At 67.0% G+C, this 14,462-nt stretch carries 16 protein-coding genes; 8 read left to right on the forward strand and 8 right to left on the reverse strand.

Features of this window, described 5'->3' with window-relative positions; genetic code table 11:
* Positions 1-154: 154 nt before the first annotated feature.
* Positions 155-514 (reverse strand): 50S ribosomal protein L20, encoded by a 360-nt coding sequence (rplT, locus tag ACFWZ1_RS12715; protein WP_091333679.1) that lies wholly within the window; start codon positions 512-514, stop codon positions 155-157.
* Between the two features lie 12 nt (positions 515-526).
* Positions 527-724, reverse strand: coding sequence for a 50S ribosomal protein L35 (gene rpmI, locus ACFWZ1_RS12720; protein ID WP_026635107.1), 198 nt, complete (start codon positions 722-724; stop codon positions 527-529).
* A 226-nt stretch (positions 725-950) separates the two neighbouring features.
* Between rpmI and ACFWZ1_RS12725 the strand changes: the two genes are divergently transcribed.
* From ACFWZ1_RS12725 to ACFWZ1_RS12735, 3 genes are read left to right on the forward strand one after another with little or no spacing between them, the layout of a single operon-like run.
* On the forward strand, positions 951-1,853 hold the full coding sequence (locus ACFWZ1_RS12725) for a hydroxymethylglutaryl-CoA lyase (protein WP_439666673.1): 903 nt from the start codon (positions 951-953) through the stop codon (positions 1,851-1,853).
* A 36-nt stretch (positions 1,854-1,889) separates the two neighbouring features.
* Positions 1,890-2,378, forward strand: coding sequence for a GNAT family N-acetyltransferase (locus ACFWZ1_RS12730; protein ID WP_439666674.1), 489 nt, complete (start codon positions 1,890-1,892; stop codon positions 2,376-2,378).
* 4 nt (positions 2,379-2,382) lie between these two features.
* Complete coding sequence (locus ACFWZ1_RS12735; protein ID WP_439666675.1) at positions 2,383-2,955, forward strand: GNAT family N-acetyltransferase; 573 nt, start codon at positions 2,383-2,385, stop codon at positions 2,953-2,955.
* A gap of 59 nt (positions 2,956-3,014) precedes the next feature.
* Here ACFWZ1_RS12735 and ACFWZ1_RS12740 read toward each other — a convergent pair whose 3' ends face one another.
* Positions 3,015-3,809, reverse strand: coding sequence for a thymidylate synthase (locus ACFWZ1_RS12740; RefSeq protein ID WP_439666676.1), 795 nt, complete (start codon positions 3,807-3,809; stop codon positions 3,015-3,017).
* A gap of 131 nt (positions 3,810-3,940) precedes the next feature.
* Between ACFWZ1_RS12740 and ACFWZ1_RS12745 the strand changes: the two genes are divergently transcribed.
* Complete coding sequence (locus tag ACFWZ1_RS12745; RefSeq protein WP_231321060.1) at positions 3,941-4,948, forward strand: TIGR00266 family protein; 1,008 nt, start codon at positions 3,941-3,943, stop codon at positions 4,946-4,948.
* A gap of 69 nt (positions 4,949-5,017) precedes the next feature.
* On the opposite strand, the gene lgt is transcribed toward ACFWZ1_RS12745, so the two are convergent.
* Positions 5,018-5,896: a prolipoprotein diacylglyceryl transferase gene (gene lgt / locus ACFWZ1_RS12750; protein ID WP_439666677.1), complete on the reverse strand. Its 879-nt coding sequence runs from the start codon at positions 5,894-5,896 to the stop codon at positions 5,018-5,020.
* A 184-nt stretch (positions 5,897-6,080) separates the two neighbouring features.
* On the opposite strand from lgt, the gene ACFWZ1_RS12755 reads away from it, so the two are divergent.
* On the forward strand, positions 6,081-8,027 hold the full coding sequence (locus tag ACFWZ1_RS12755; protein ID WP_439666678.1) for an alpha/beta hydrolase family protein: 1,947 nt from the start codon (positions 6,081-6,083) through the stop codon (positions 8,025-8,027).
* A gap of 60 nt (positions 8,028-8,087) precedes the next feature.
* Here the strand turns inward: ACFWZ1_RS12755 and ACFWZ1_RS12760 are convergent, their stop codons facing one another.
* The 4 genes from ACFWZ1_RS12760 to ACFWZ1_RS12775 all read right to left on the reverse strand — a co-directional run bounded on the left by ACFWZ1_RS12760 (position 8,088) and on the right by ACFWZ1_RS12775 (position 10,640).
* Positions 8,088-8,591 carry a TPM domain-containing protein gene (locus ACFWZ1_RS12760; protein ID WP_439666679.1) on the reverse strand — a complete coding sequence of 168 codons (504 nt, stop codon included), beginning with the start codon at positions 8,589-8,591 and terminating at the stop codon, positions 8,088-8,090.
* The gene (locus ACFWZ1_RS12765; protein ID WP_439666680.1) at positions 8,592-9,494 is read right to left on the reverse strand and encodes a TPM domain-containing protein; all 903 of its coding nucleotides are present in this window, start codon (positions 9,492-9,494) and stop codon (positions 8,592-8,594) included.
* A 1-nt stretch (position 9,495) separates the two neighbouring features.
* Complete coding sequence (locus ACFWZ1_RS12770) at positions 9,496-10,119, reverse strand: LemA family protein (RefSeq protein ID WP_231321069.1); 624 nt, start codon at positions 10,117-10,119, stop codon at positions 9,496-9,498.
* 134 nt (positions 10,120-10,253) lie between these two features.
* Positions 10,254-10,640 carry a diacylglycerol kinase gene (locus ACFWZ1_RS12775; protein ID WP_439666681.1) on the reverse strand — a complete coding sequence of 129 codons (387 nt, stop codon included), beginning with the start codon at positions 10,638-10,640 and terminating at the stop codon, positions 10,254-10,256.
* A 252-nt stretch (positions 10,641-10,892) separates the two neighbouring features.
* Here ACFWZ1_RS12775 and ACFWZ1_RS12780 point away from each other — a divergent pair, with 252 nt between their 5' ends.
* The 3 genes from ACFWZ1_RS12780 (at position 10,893) to ACFWZ1_RS12790 (ending at position 14,411) form a co-directional block, all read left to right on the forward strand.
* The gene (locus ACFWZ1_RS12780) at positions 10,893-12,449 is read left to right on the forward strand and encodes a peptide MFS transporter (protein WP_439666682.1); all 1,557 of its coding nucleotides are present in this window, start codon (positions 10,893-10,895) and stop codon (positions 12,447-12,449) included.
* Positions 12,450-12,493: 44 nt separating this feature from the next.
* A complete protein-coding gene (locus ACFWZ1_RS12785) occupies positions 12,494-13,762 on the forward strand; it encodes an ATP-binding protein (protein ID WP_439666683.1) in 1,269 nt (422 codons plus the stop codon).
* 70 nt (positions 13,763-13,832) lie between these two features.
* Positions 13,833-14,411, forward strand: a complete 579-nt coding sequence (locus ACFWZ1_RS12790; RefSeq protein ID WP_231321075.1) for a response regulator transcription factor — start codon at positions 13,833-13,835, stop codon at positions 14,409-14,411.
* Positions 14,412-14,462 lie beyond the last annotated feature (51 nt).

Consider the following 14,462-nt stretch of genomic DNA (forward strand, 5'->3'; position numbering starts at 1 on the left):
CAAGCCTCGGCCCCTCACCTCAATCCTCTCCCCCGTCATTGATCAAAAATGGGGAGAGGAAGCGAACGCGAAAAGCGACATCATTAAATAAAAACGGGGAGAAGGCGTTGGCCTTCTCCCCGCTTGATTTACAGCATACCGTCGGTGACGACGATCAAGCGGCCAGGCTGGCCTTCGCCTTTTCCGCGATGGCGCCAAACGCCTTGATGTCGTGCACGGCGATGTCCGCCAGCACCTTGCGGTCGATCGTGATGCCGGCCTTGGACAGGCCATTGATCAGGCGGCTGTAGGACAGGCCGAACTGACGGGCGGCGGCATTGATACGCACGATCCACAGCGCGCGGAACTGGCGCTTGCGCTGCTTGCGACCGATGTAGGCGTACTGGCCGGCCTTGATGACGGCCTGGTTAGCAACGCGGAAGACCTTGCGACGGGCGTTGTAGTAACCCTTCGCGCGGCCGATGATCTTCTTGTGACGACGACGGGCGGTAACGCCACGCTTTACACGAGCCATGGTGTTCTCCCCTTAGACGTACGGCAACATGCGAGCCACACCCTTGGTGTCGCACGCCTTGACGTGATTGGTCGCGCGCAGGTTGCGCTTACGCTTGGTCGACTTCTTGGTCAGGATGTGCGACTTGAAGGCGTGACCGGCCTTGAACTTGCCCGACGCGGTCTTGCGAAAACGCTTCGCGGCCGCCCGGTTGGTCTTGATCTTGGGCATGGGAATGCTCCATGAGTGGGCTTGGTTGCCCGGTTTCTGACTGATTCGGCGGTGGGTCCGAGGAACCACGCTTTCCATCCTGCCGACATCGGTTCACGACCCGTCCGTGTGGGTCGAACCGGCGATTATACGGAGGAGTTCGGGGCAAAGCCAGCCTGCCGGGCGATCTGTCCTCGTCGGGCGGCCGACCGGCTAAAGTGGGCGCTTCCCCGCACCCGGAGCCGCCATGACCGCCCCCGTCGATACCGTCCGGATCGTCGAAGTCGGCGCCCGCGACGGCCTGCAGAACGAAAAGACCCTGCTGCCGGCCGAGGTGAAGATCGCGCTGATCGACCGGCTTTCGTCCACCGGCCTGACCACCATCGAGGCGACCAGCTTCGTCAGTCCCAAGTGGGTGCCGCAACTGGCCGACGCTGCGGAGGTCTTCAGCGGCATCCGCAAGGTGCCGGGCGTGCGCTATCCCGTGCTGGTGCCGAACCTGCAAGGCTACGAGCGCGCGCGGGCAGTGGGCGCGCAGGAGATCGCGGTGTTCACCGCGGCCAGCGAGGCGTTCAACCGCAAGAACATCAACGCGTCGATCGACGAGTCGATCGAGCGATTCATGCCGGTGATCGAGCGCGCCAAATCCGACGGCGTGGCCGTGCGCGGCTATGTCTCCACCGTGCTCGGCTGCCCCTACCAGGGCGAGGTGCCGGTCGCCGACGTCGTGCGCGTGGCGCAGCGGCTGCATGCGCTGGGCTGCTATGAGGTTTCGCTGGGCGACACCATCGGCGTGGGCACCGCAGCCAAGGCGCGGACGATGCTGCGCGCAGTGGCACAAGCGGTACCGATGCATGCGCTGGCCGTGCATTTCCACGACACCTACGGGCAGGCATTGGCGAACATCCTGGCCTGCCTGGAGGAAGGCGTGCGCGTGGTCGACAGCGCGGTCTCCGGTACCGGCGGCTGTCCATACGCCAAGGGCGCCACCGGCAACGTCGCGACCGAGGACGTGGCTTACATGCTCCAGGGCATGGGCATGCATACCGGGGTCGATCTGGACCTGCTCATCGCCACCGGGGCCTGGCTCTCGGCGCAACTGCACAAGGAAACGGCCAGCCGTGTCACCCGTGCGCGCACGGCCGCCTGAAACCCCTCAAGTTCGACGACCGCCAGATCCAAGATCATGACCACCAACTTCCTGATCCGCCCTATCGAACCGCGCGACGATGTTGCCGTGGCCTCGATCATCCGCACCGTGATGCCCGAATTCGGCGCCGACGGTCCGGGCTTCGCCATCCACGATCCCGAGGTCGACCACATGTCGCAAGCCTACGCACGCCCCGGCTGCGCCTATTTCGTGGTCGAACGCGAGGGCGTGGTGATCGGCGGCGCTGGCGTGGCGCCGCTGGACGGCGGCGAACCGGACGTGTGCGAGCTGCGCAAGATGTACTTCCTGCCACAGGCCCGCGGCATCGGCGCCGGCACGGCGATGATGCAGCGCTGCCTGGACGCGGCGCGCGCGCTGGGCCATCGCCGCTGCTACCTGGAAACCCTCACCGGTATGGACGCCGCGCAGGCGCTGTACCGGCGCAGCGGTTTCGCGCCGATCTGCCAGGCGATGGGCGGCACCGGGCACCACGGCTGCGACCGCTATTACCTGCGCGATCTTTGACGCCATGATCCGCATCGCCCATCCCGACGATGCCGTGGCGATCCATGCGATTTACGCCCCATCGGTCACCCACGGCGTCGCCACCTTCGAAACCGTGCCGCCCGGCGTACCGGCGATGCGCGAGCGCATCGCAACGCGACTGGCGCATTACCCCTGGCTGGTATGGGAAAGCGAAGGCGCGGTATTGGCCTACGCCTACGCCAGCCGCTTTCGCGATCGCGCCGCCTATGACTGGATCGCCGAGACCTCGATCTACGTGCGCGAGGATGCGCAGCGTTCGGGGCTCGCGCGGCGCCTGTACGGCGCGCTGCTCGAGGCGATGTGCCTGCAGGGTATCAATCAGGCAGTCGGCGTAATCACCTTGCCGGGCGAGCCCAGCGTGCGGCTGCACGAGGCGATGGGTTTCACGCCCGCCGGCGTGTGGCGGCAGAGCGGCTACAAGCTTGGTCGCTGGTGGGACGTGGGCGTGTGGCAGAAGACCCTGCAACCGCCGGCCGAGCCGCCGGCGCCGGTGGTGCCGTTTGCGGTGTTGCGCGACAGCCCTGCGTTGGAGGCATTGCTGGCGCGCGAACCGTAGGCGGGCTTGCGCAGGAACCATGGCGGACTGGAGCTTACCCAAGCCCCTCCCCGCCGCGCCTAAACCGCGACGGGAGCCTTGATCGCCGGATGCGGCACGTAGCCCTCGAGCGCGATGTCCTCGAAGCGGAAATCCTCCAGCGCCCGCACTTGCGGGTTCAACACCACGCGCGGCAACGGCCTGGGTTCGCGACCCAGCTGCAGCCGGGCCTGCTCGACGTGGTTGCTGTACAGGTGCGCATCGCCCAGCGTGTGCACGAAATCGCCGACGCCCAACCCGCACACGTGCGCCACCATGTGGGTGAGCAACGCGTAGCTGGCGATATTGAAGGGCACTCCGAGGAAGATGTCGCCCGAACGCTGGTAGAGCTGGCAGGAGAGCCTGCCGTTGGCGACGTAGAACTGGAACAGCGTGTGGCAGGGCATCAGCGCCATTTTCGGCAGCTCGCCCACGTTCCAGGCGCTGACGATCAGGCGGCGCGAATCGGGGTTGCGACGGATCTCGTCGACCACCCAGCGGATCTGGTCGACGGTGCCGCCGTCGGCGGTCGGCCAGGCGCGCCACTGTTTTCCATAGACCGGGCCCAGGTTGCCCTCCGCGTCGGCCCACTCGTCCCAGATGCTGACTCCGTGTTCCTTCAGGTAGGCGACGTTGGTGTCCCCACGCAGGAACCAGATCAGCTCGTGCACCACCGACTTCCAGTGCACCTTTTTGGTGGTGACCAGCGGGAAGCCCTTGTCCAGATCGAAGCGCATCTGCCAGCCGAACACGCTTTTCGTGCCGGTGCCGGTGCGGTCGGTTTTTTCCGTGCCGTGGTGGAGGACGTGGTCGAGCAGGTCGAGGTAGGTGCGCATGGGACGATTCTAGCGGACCGCCGGCGCAGCGTTTTCCCAACGGCTCCCAGCCGCACCCGGTGACATCCGTCACTCCCACACGCGCCCCGCGCCGGCCTAGACTCGTGCCCTTCCACCAAGGGACGGCCAACATGACGCAGTGGTATTTCAGCTACGGCAACAACGAACGCATCGGCCCGATGGACGACGAGGCCGCCCGTGCGCAGGCGCGCAGCCGTCCCGACGGTTACTGCTGGAAAGAAGGCTTCGGCGAATGGCGGCCGATCCACAGCGTGTTCCAGCCGGCCACCGCGATGGCCGTGGCGCCGCCGCCCGTGCCGGCCGGCCGCTACGGCAGCGCCGACGAGGTCGACTACCGCATCGTCGGCAACGACATGCAGTTCGTCGAAGTCGAGCTCGATCCGGGCGAGAGCGCGATCGCCGAAGCCGGCTCGCTGATGTACAAGGAGTCGGCGGTGCAGATGGACACCGTGTTCGGCGACGGTTCCACCGCCAGCCAGGGCGGCGGCCTGATGGGCAAGCTGATGTCCGCCGGCAAGCGCGTGATCACCGGCGAGAGTCTGTTTACGACGGTGTTCACGCACACCGGGAGCGGCAAGGCCAAGGTCGCCTTCGCCGCGCCCTACCCCGGTACCGTGATGGCGATGAAGCTCTCCGAACACGGCGGGCGCCTGATCTGCCAAAAGGATTCGTTCCTGGCCGGCGCGCGCGGCGTGCAGCTGGGCATCTATTTCCAGCGCAAGATCCTCACCGGCCTGTTCGGCGGCGAGGGCTTCATCATGCAGAAGCTCGAGGGCGACGGCTGGGTCTTCGTGCACGCCGGCGGCACCGTGGTCGAGCGCGAGCTCAAGGCGGGCGAACGGCTGGATGTGGACACCGGCTGCGTGGTCGCCTTCCACGACACCATCAACATGGACGTGCATACGGTCGGCGGCATCAAGAGCATGCTGTTCGGCGGCGAAGGCATGTTCCTGGCCTCGCTCACCGGCCCCGGCAAGGTGTGGCTCCAGTCGCTGCCGTTCTCGCGCATGGCCGGCCGCATGCTGGCCGCCGCGCCGCAGGGCGGTGGCCAGCGCCGCGGCGAGGGCTCGATCCTCGGTGGTCTGGGCGATCTGATCGGCGGTGACAATAACTTCTAAGGCGGGCTTAGGCCCATCGGCCCCAGGCCGGAACGCAGGGTGGGCTGGAGCCCACCCCTGCGGAAACACTCAGTGCGCGGCGGGCGCCAGTGTCGGCGCCCGGCGCGACATCGCCACCAGCACCAGACCGATCACGATCAGCGGCAGCGACTGCACCTGCCCCATCGTGAGCCAACCCCAGGCCAGGTAACCCAGCTGAGGATCGGGTACGCGCACGAACTCCACCGCGAAGCGGAAGCAGCCGTACATGAGCGCGAACAGCCCGGAGACCAGGTAGCGCGGGCGCGGCTTCATCGATACCAGCCACAGCACCGCGAACATCACCAGGCCTTCGAGCGCCATCTCGTACAGCTGCGAGGGGTGTCGGGGAATGCCGCCGAACTGCGCCAGTTGCTGGGCCAGCGCCGGCTGGCCGTGCGCCAGCTGCACGTCTTCCAGCTTCGCGTTCGGGAAAATCATCGCCCAGGCCACGTCGCTGGGTTTGCCCCACAACTCGCCGTTGATGAAGTTGCCCAGCCGCCCCAGACCCAAGCCCAGCGGCACCAGCGGCGCGACGAAATCCATGGTGTCGAAAAAGTGCAGCCGATGCCGCCGCGACCACCACCAGGCGGCTACCAGCACGCCGATCAGGCCGCCATGGAAGCTCATGCCGCCGTCCCATACCTTGAACAGCGCCAGCGGGTCGGTCCAGATCCAGTGCAGCCCGCCGGCGTAGTAGAACAGCATGTACCACACGCGCCCGCCCACGATGATGCCCAGCATCGCGTAGAACGCCAGGTCGCTCAGCGCGTCGCGGCTCACCGGCAACCGTCCCTGCTTGCGCCTCCGCTCGCCGAGCAGTCCCGCGCTCAGGAAGCTGAGCAGGTACATCAGACCGTACCAGTGCACCTGCACGGGCCCGATGTGGAAGGCGACCGGATCGAAGTGGACGGTGAAAGGCTGGGTCATGATGGAGGGCTGGCGGACAAAGACCAAGTGTAGCCGGGCCCGACCGGCCCGCGCAGGCCCTTCCGGCCCGCGATCCACTCTCACTAGAATCGCGGCGAATGCATGCGGCGGGGGACGCCGCCCGGCCTGCCGCCGCGCTCCCGGCGGCCGCGCCTGCCACAGGGAGCTTACGGGGGAAGGGATGATGAACCGATTCACGCGGGCCGCGTTGTGCGCGGCCCTGTTAGGGGCGTCGGCGATCGTCGCCGCAGCCGATCTGCTGCCGGTGGAGGATTTCGCACGCCACCCGTCGCTGTCGATGCCGCGGCTGTCGCCGGACGGCAAGTACCTCGCCGTGCGCTGGGACGATGGCAGCTCTCACGCACTGGTCGTCTATCACGTCGACGACATGTCGCGGCCCGCCAGCATGTTGCGCATGCCCAAATACGAACTGCCGGCCGGCATCACCTGGGTCAGCCCCACGCGGCTGGTGGTCGAAAAAGGCAAGGAATACGGCTCGATCGACAAGCCGTCCATGACGGGCGAGATCATCGCCACCGACGTCGATGGCAAGAACCAGGACTACCTGTACGGCTACGATGTCAAGTACAGCTCGCGCGCCGCCACGCGGGGCACCGACCGCGGCTGGGGCACCGTCGACGGCATGCCCGAGCACGCCAACGGGCACTTCTACATGGGAGCCACGCCGTGGGACAGCTCCGACCACAGCTATATCTACGACGTCGACGCGAGCGCCAACACCCGCCGCCTGATCGGTGACATCGGCGAGGGCGGCATGACCTTCATGGTCGGCGCCGATGGCCAGGCGCACTACGCCTACGGCCGCAACGAGAACTTCGACTACGTGGTCTACCACCATCAGGACGGCCACTGGCAGTCGCTGAGCGCGCAGCAGATCGGCGGCACCTTCGCCCCGATCGACTACACGCCCGACCACCAGCGCATCTATGCCATGTACGACGCCGGCGGCGGCCCTTCCTCGCTGGTCGAGCAGGACGAGAACGGCGGCAACCGCAAGCTGCTTGCCGCCGCGGGCTTCGGTGACATCGGCGGCATCGAGTGGACGCCGCTGCCGCATCAGCCGTTCGCCACCATCCCCGATACCGGCCTGCCGCAGCTGAGCTACATCGATCCCAACCTGCCGGCCGCCAAACTGCACCGCGCGCTGGTAATGAAGTTTCCGGGCCAGTACGTGCACTTCGTCGACTACAGCGAGGATGGCGGGCAACTGCTCTTCAGCGTGGCCAGCGACCGCACCCCGGGTTCGTATTTCCTGATCGATACGCATACCTACAAGGTGCGCAAGCTGTTCGACGCGGCGCCATGGATCGATCCGACCAAGATGGCTGAACGCCGTCCCCTGCGCTTCAAGGCCAGCGACGGCACGGAGCTGGAAGCGATCCTCACCCTGCCGCCGGGTCGCCCCGAAACCAACCTGCCGATGGTGCTGCTGCCGCACGGCGGCCCGATCGGCGTGCGCGACGACTGGTTCTACGACGACGACGCGCAGTTCCTGGCCAGCCGCGGATACCTGGTGTTGCAGGTCAACTACCGCGGCTCGGGCGGGCGCGGAGAAGACTTCCAGGAAGCCGGCTACCTCAAGTGGGGCACGCGCATCCAGCAGGACCTCACCGACGGCGTCAAATGGGCGATCGCAGAACACTATGCCGACCCGGCGCGCGTGTGCGTCTACGGCGGCAGTTTCGGCGGCTATTCGGCGATGATGACGGTGATCCGCGCGCCGGGCATGTTCAAGTGCGCCGTCGGCTACGCAGGCATCTACGACCTGAAGATGATGTACAAAAAGGGGGACATCCAGTCGAGCAAGAGCGGTCTCAGCTACCTCACCACCGTGATCGGCCGCAACGACGCCGAACTCGACGCCAACTCGCCGGACAAGCTTGCCGACAAGATTTCGGTCCCGGTGCTGCTCATCCACGGCGAGGACGACAAGCGCGCTCCATTCGCCCAGGCCAAGGCCATGCGCGCCGCGCTGGATGCTGCGCACAAGCCATACGAATGGATGAGCAAGCCGGGCGAAGGCCATGGCTTCTACGACGAGAAGAATCGCGTGGACTTCTACAACGCGCTGCAGGCGTTTCTGGAGAAGCACATCGGCAAAGGTGCCTGACGCGTATCGCGCAGTAGCGATCCCGCTAACCGGACGGCCGCCTTCGGGCGGCCGTTTTCGTCACAGCAGCACGGGCCGATCGGGCAACTCGTCGGGATTGTCGCGATCGCCCGCCGGGAAATGCTCACTCAGCAATGCGTTGATGGCGGCCAGGCCCGCCAGGCTTCCCTCGCGCCAGCGTGCAGCCGAGAAGTGATCGCGCATGAGCGAGCAGACGCCATCCCATTGCACCTGCGCCACGCGGCGCGCGATGCCCCGGTCGGCAACGATCTCGATCCGCTGCTCGGACAGCAGCAGGTAAACGAGCACGCCGCAGTTGTCCTCGGTGTCCCACACGCGCAGTTGGGCAAACACCTCCCGCGCGCGCGAATGTGCATCCACGCCAGCCAACACGGCGCGCACGGTCAGGCGCGATTCGACCGCGAAGCGCACTTCGCCCAGGTGACCCCGCTCGCCTACGGTCACCGCGTCGGCCAGCTCGTCCAGCAGCATCGCGGGAAAGCGCTGGCGCAGCTGGAACCAGCCGCCGAACAGGTTGGCGAACAATCGCTGCATGAGCGTCATCTACCAGCTCCCCGACGAACCGCCGCCACCGAAGCTGCCGCCTCCACCGCTGAAGCCGCCGCCACCCCCGCCGAAACCACCGCCACCGAAGCCGCCTCCGCCGAAACCACCCCCACCGAAGCCGCCCCAGCCACCCCATCCGCCGCGCCCGATCGAACGTCCACCGCCGCCGGGCAGCAGCATGAATATGCCACCGATGAGTGCGCCCAGCGCCGCCGCCCCCAGGCTGGCAGCGACCAGCCAGAGGATGCCGCCGGTAATGCCGGCGCCCAGCGGCGTGCGCACGAACAGGTTGGCGCGGCCGAACAGGTTGCGCAGGAAGAAGGCGATGAATATGCCGATGAACAGCGCCTGCTGGAAGCCTATGCCGCGGTGCTCGCGCGGCGCGCCCTGCACCGGCGGCGGCAGCGGCTCGCCGTCGATCAGCTGGGTAAGCGCTCCCACGGCGTCACGGATGCCACCGTAGTAGTCGCCCTCGCGGAACTTCGGCGCGATGTACTCGCGGATGATGCGCGCGGTGGCTGCGTCGGGAATCGCACCTTCCAGCCCGTAGCCGACCTCGATGCGCACCCGGCGATCGTCCTTGGCCACCAGCAGCAGCACGCCGTCGTCGGTGCCCTTGCGGCCGACCTTGTTCTGCTCGGCCACCGCCAGCGAGTAGCTCTCGATGTCCTGCTCACCGGTGCTGCCGATCATCAGCACGACCAGCTGCGCGCCCTTGCCCTCTTCCAGCGCCACCAACTGGCCGTCGAGTTCATCGACCTGCTGCGCGCTCAGCGTGCCGGTCAGGTCGGTGACGTGGCGCTTTAGCGTGGGCACCTCGGCGGCCTGTGCCGCCCAGCCTGCCGCCAGGAGCAGCAGGCCGAGCAGCAACCACGCCAGCCGTGGCAGGCGATGGGCCATGTCAGTGCGCGGCCGAGCCGGCCGGCGCCGGTGCCTGCGTGCCGAAGTCGACGGTCGGCGCGGTGGAGATCGCCTTTTCGTTCTCAACCGTGAAGTTCGGCTTGACCTGGTAGCCGAACATCTTCGCTGTGAGGTTGTTCGGGAAGGTGCGGATCATCGAGTTGTACTGCTGCACCGATTGGACGTAGCGGTTGCGCGCCACGGTGATGCGGTTCTCGGTGCCTTCCAGTTGCGCCTGGAGATTCTGGAACAACCCGTTGGCCTTCAAGTCCGGATAGCGCTCGCTGACCACCATCAGCCGCGACAGCGCACTGGACAACTCACCCTGCGCCTGCTGGAACTGCTTGAGCTTCTGGGCATCGTTGATGGTGTCCGGGGTGACCTGCACGCTCCCCACGCGGGCACGCGCGTTGGTGACCTCGGTCAGCACGCGCTCCTCGTGCTGGGCATAGCCCTTGACCGTATTGACCAGGTTCGGCACCAGGTCGGCGCGGCGCTGGTACTGGTTGAGCACCTCCGACCAGGCGGCCTTCACCGCCTCGTCCTGGCGCTGGATGGCGTTGTAGCCGCAGCCGCTCAGCAGCACGGCCAGCAGCGACAGCACGATCACGCGAAGGGTCTTCATGGCGGCGCTCCGGATGGGTGGGAACGCCAGCGTAGGGTCAGGCTCCGGCCAGCGTCAACGAGCCCGATAGGGTGGGCTTCAGCCCAGCATGACGTTCGCGGGAAAGCCGGCGGGCCGAAGCCCGCCCTTTCACGCTACATGGTCAGGATCGCGGGCAACCGGGGGCCGACGATGAGCGCCCAGCTCAAACCCATGAAGACGAGCAGCACGAACACTGCGGCCGAACCCATGTCCTTGGCGCGCCCGGCCAGTTCATGGAATTCGGGGCTGACCTTGTCGACCACCGCCTCGATCGCCGAGTTGAGCAGCTCGGCCGACAGCACCAGGAACATCGGCAGCACCAGCGCCAGCTTTTCCAGCGGACCCTGGCCCAGATAGAGGCCCAGCGGAATCACCACGATGGCCAGGCATACCTCGAAGCGGAACGACGCTTCGTGGCGCCAGCCCGCGCGCAGGCCCTTCATCGACCAGCGCATCGCGTTCCACAGTTGCCGCGGTCCGCGGAAGCCTTCGGCGGCCATGCGCTCAGGCGCCCGTCCGCGCGGAGGCGGAGTCGGCGGGCAGCGGAGAGTGGGCTGTCGACATGGGCGGCTACTCGCGATTCGGTCGGCGGCAAGCGCGCCATGATGCCACAGCGACCGTCGCCGGACGGCATGCCGCAGTGCAACGTTACCCATGTGCCGGATGGGTTACCCTCGAATGGTTGTAGCCCGGTTCAGGGTTGCAGAGCAGGCCGCGCCGCGGCAGTCAGTGTTCAACCGCTCGGAAATTTCATGGCAATCCAGAATCCGCCCGTATCGAAAACCCGTTCCTTCAGTACCGTCTTCCTGATCGAAATGTGGGAGCGTTTCGGCTTCTACGGCATGCAGGTGCTGATGGTCACCTACATGATGAAGAAGCTCGGCTTCATCGACACCCACGCCAACCTGGTGTGGGGCGCGGCCGCCGCGCTGATCTACGCCACACCCGCCATCGGCGGCTGGGTCGGCGACAAGCTGATCGGCACCCGCCGCACGATGCTAACCGGCGCGGTGGTGCTGGGCCTGGGCTACGCGATGCTGTGGATTCCCACGGACAACCCCTACCTGCTGTACGTCGCGCTAGGCGTGATCATCGTCGGCAACGGTTTCTTCAAGCCCAACGCCGGCAATCTCGTGCGCAAGATCTACGAGGGCGACGACACCAAGATCGACAGCGCCTTCACCATCTACTACATGGCGGTGAACGTCGGCTCGATGATCTCCATGACGCTGACCCCGTGGGTGCGTGACTACGTGGGCGAGCGCTACGGCGACGCGTGGGGCTGGCACACCGCTTTCGGCATCTGCGCGATCGGCCTTCTGCTGGGCCTGGTCAACTACATGCTGATGAGCCGCACGCTGCGGCACATCGGCTCGGCGCCGGACCAGAAGCCGTTCAACCTCGCACGCTTCGGCATGGTGATGCTCGCTGCCGTCGGCATGGTGTTCGTCTCGGCCTTCATTCTGCAGAGCCAGACGGTGGCGCGCATCTGCGTGTATGCCGCGGGCGTGGTGATCCTCGGCATCTTCATCCACCTGATCCGCTCCAGCGAGCGCAGCGAGCGGGCCGGGCTGGTCGCGGCGCTGGTGCTCACCGTCCAGACGATCTTCTTCTTCATCTTCTACCAGCAGATGTCCACCTCGCTGAACCTGTTCGCGCAGAAGAACGTGAACCTGGACTTCAGCGTGTTCGGCATGCACCTGTTCACCTGGATCCCGGAGCAGTACCAGAACCTCAACGCGATCTGGATCGTGCTGCTCAGCCCTGTGCTGGTGTTCATCTACAACTCGCTGGGCCGCGTCGGCAAGGATCCGTCCGTTGCCGCCAAATTCGCACTGGGCTTCGCCGCGGTGGCGGCGGGCTTCTTCGTGTACGGCATCGGCGCACACTGGGCCGTTGCCGGCCAGGTGTCCTCGTGGACCATGGTCTGGGGCTATGGCCTCTACTCGCTGGGCGAACTGCTGGTGTCCGGCCTGGGCCTTGCCATGATCGCCCGCTACGTGCCGGCGCGCATGGGCGGCTTCATGATGGGCGCCTACTACGTCGCCTCGGGCATTTCGCAGTACCTGGGCAGCGTGGTGGCCAACTTCGCGCACATCCCCGAAGGGCTCAACGACCCGCTGCAGTCCCTGGACATCTACACCAGCCTGTTCACCAAGCTGGGCTGGGTCGGCCTGGGCTGCACGGCGATCGCCGTCGCCGTGCTGCCGCTGATGAAGAAGCTCTCCAACAGCCACGCTGAACATGCCGCCGCGGCCGATCCGCTGCCACCGGTTCGCAGCGAAGAAGGCTGGGAACTCCCGGGCTGATCTGAGACGGCGCCGCGGACCACCGCGGCGCCCTTTTTTGCGCCATGCCACACCGGCACGCCAACCGACGCATCGGACCCTTCGCGCTCACGCGCATGCTCGCGTGGTTGCGCCTGTGCGCGATCGCCGGTCAAAGCGTGGCGGTGCTGGTCTGCGCGCTGTGGATGCACCTGCCCATCCCGCTGCTGCCGCTGCTGACCGGCATCGGCGCGCTGGCGGTTTTCGCCGTGTTCGCCGCCTGGCGCCTTGGCCAGCCTTGGCCGGTGCGCGAGTGGGAAACCATCCTGCACGTGGCGATCGATACGCTGGTATTGGGCTACCTGCTCTACTTCACCGGTGGCGCCAGCAATCCGTTCGTGACCCTGCTGCTGGTGCCGATCGCGCTGACCGCTGCCGCGCTGTCGGTGCCCGCCGTGCTGGCGGTGGCGACCCTGGCCGGCGTGGCCTACCTGCTGCTGCTCTACCGCTACGAGCCGTTGCCGCTGCCAATGCACGGCGGCGGCTTCCCGCTGCACATCCTCGGCATGGGCGTGAACTTCGTGATCACCGCGCTGCTGCTGGGCTTCTTCATCAACCGCCTGGCGCGCGCGTTGCGCATGCAGCAGATGGAGATACAGCGCGTGCGCGAGCGCGCGCTGCGCGACGAAGGCATTCTCGCCATCGCCACCCAGGCCGCCGGCGCCGCGCACGAACTCAACACGCCGCTCGCGACCATGCGCACGCTGCTGCCTGAACTGCGCCGCGAACATGCGCAGGACGCCCTGCTGGAAGAGGACCTCGCGCTGCTGCAGGAGCAGGTGGACCGCTGCCGCACGATCCTGCGCGAGATGGTCGCCTTCGGCCAGGCGCAGCTGTCGCAGGAGGCCGAGCGGATGCCGCTGCAGGCATTCGTGCACGGTTGCCTGGAGCGCTTCCAATTGCTCCGCCCGGAGGCCGAGCTGGCGCTGGACCTGCCGGACGCCACCGCGCGACTGGTGCTGCGCGTGCCGGCGGGCCTGCGCCACGCGCTGATCAACCTGCTCAACAACGCGGCCGATGCCTCCGAATCGTGCGGATCGGATGCGGTCGAATTGCAGATCCGCTGTGAACACGGTTGGCTGGAACTGACCGTGCGCGACCACGGGCCCGGCTTCGACACCCAGGCCGAACTGGGCGAACTTGGCCGCAGCGGCAAGCAGGGCGGCCTCGGGCTGGGGCTGGCGCTGGCCGAAGCCACCGCCGAACGCCTCGATGGCGAACTGATGGCGAGCAATACCGGGCAAGGTGCCCAGGTGCGCCTGCGCTTGCCGCTGGCCGCGATTGGCGCCGGCTGATCCGGCGAAACGTGCAACTGCGGCGCGCTCGGGCAAGAATGTCTTTCCCGACCTTGCTCCCACCATGCCCATGACCGACGCCAACGCTCCCCGCCAGCTGCTGATCGTCGACGACGACGCCACCTTCGTCCGCGTGCTTTCACGCGCGCTGGGCTCGCGCGGCTTCGAGGCGATCGGCGCCACTCGCGCCGACGAGGCGCGGCAACTGGCCCGGCGTCACCAGCCGCGCTACTGCGTGCTGGACCTCAAGCTGGGCGAGGAGAACGGCCTGAAGCTGATCTCCGAACTGCACGCGCTGGTGCCGGAGATGCGCATCCTGCTGTTGACCGGCTACGCGTCGATCGCTACCGCGGTCGAAGCGATCAAGCGCGGCGCGCACGATTACCTGGCCAAGCCGGTCGACGCCGACGCGGTAGTGCGCGCGCTGCTCGAGGGCGAGGGCCCTTCGGCAGTGGACGACGAGCCGCCGGAAGCGCCCGAGGCACCGCTGGCCCTGCGCCGGCTGGAATGGGAGCACATCCAGCGCGTGCTCACCGAATGCGACGGCAACATCTCCGAAACCGCGCGGCGCCTGGGCATGCATCGCCGCACGCTGCAGCGCAAACTGAGCAAGCATCCGGTACGCGAACGCCCCGACGCGGGCGAGTGATCGTGCCATCGTAAGGCGGGCTTGGAGCCCACCGACCGTCCGCGTCGCACA

Origin of the sequence: Frateuria sp. GZRe14, from assembly GCF_051900395.1 — a bacterium.
Lineage (GTDB): Bacteria > Pseudomonadota > Gammaproteobacteria > Xanthomonadales > Rhodanobacteraceae > Frateuria_A > Frateuria_A edaphi.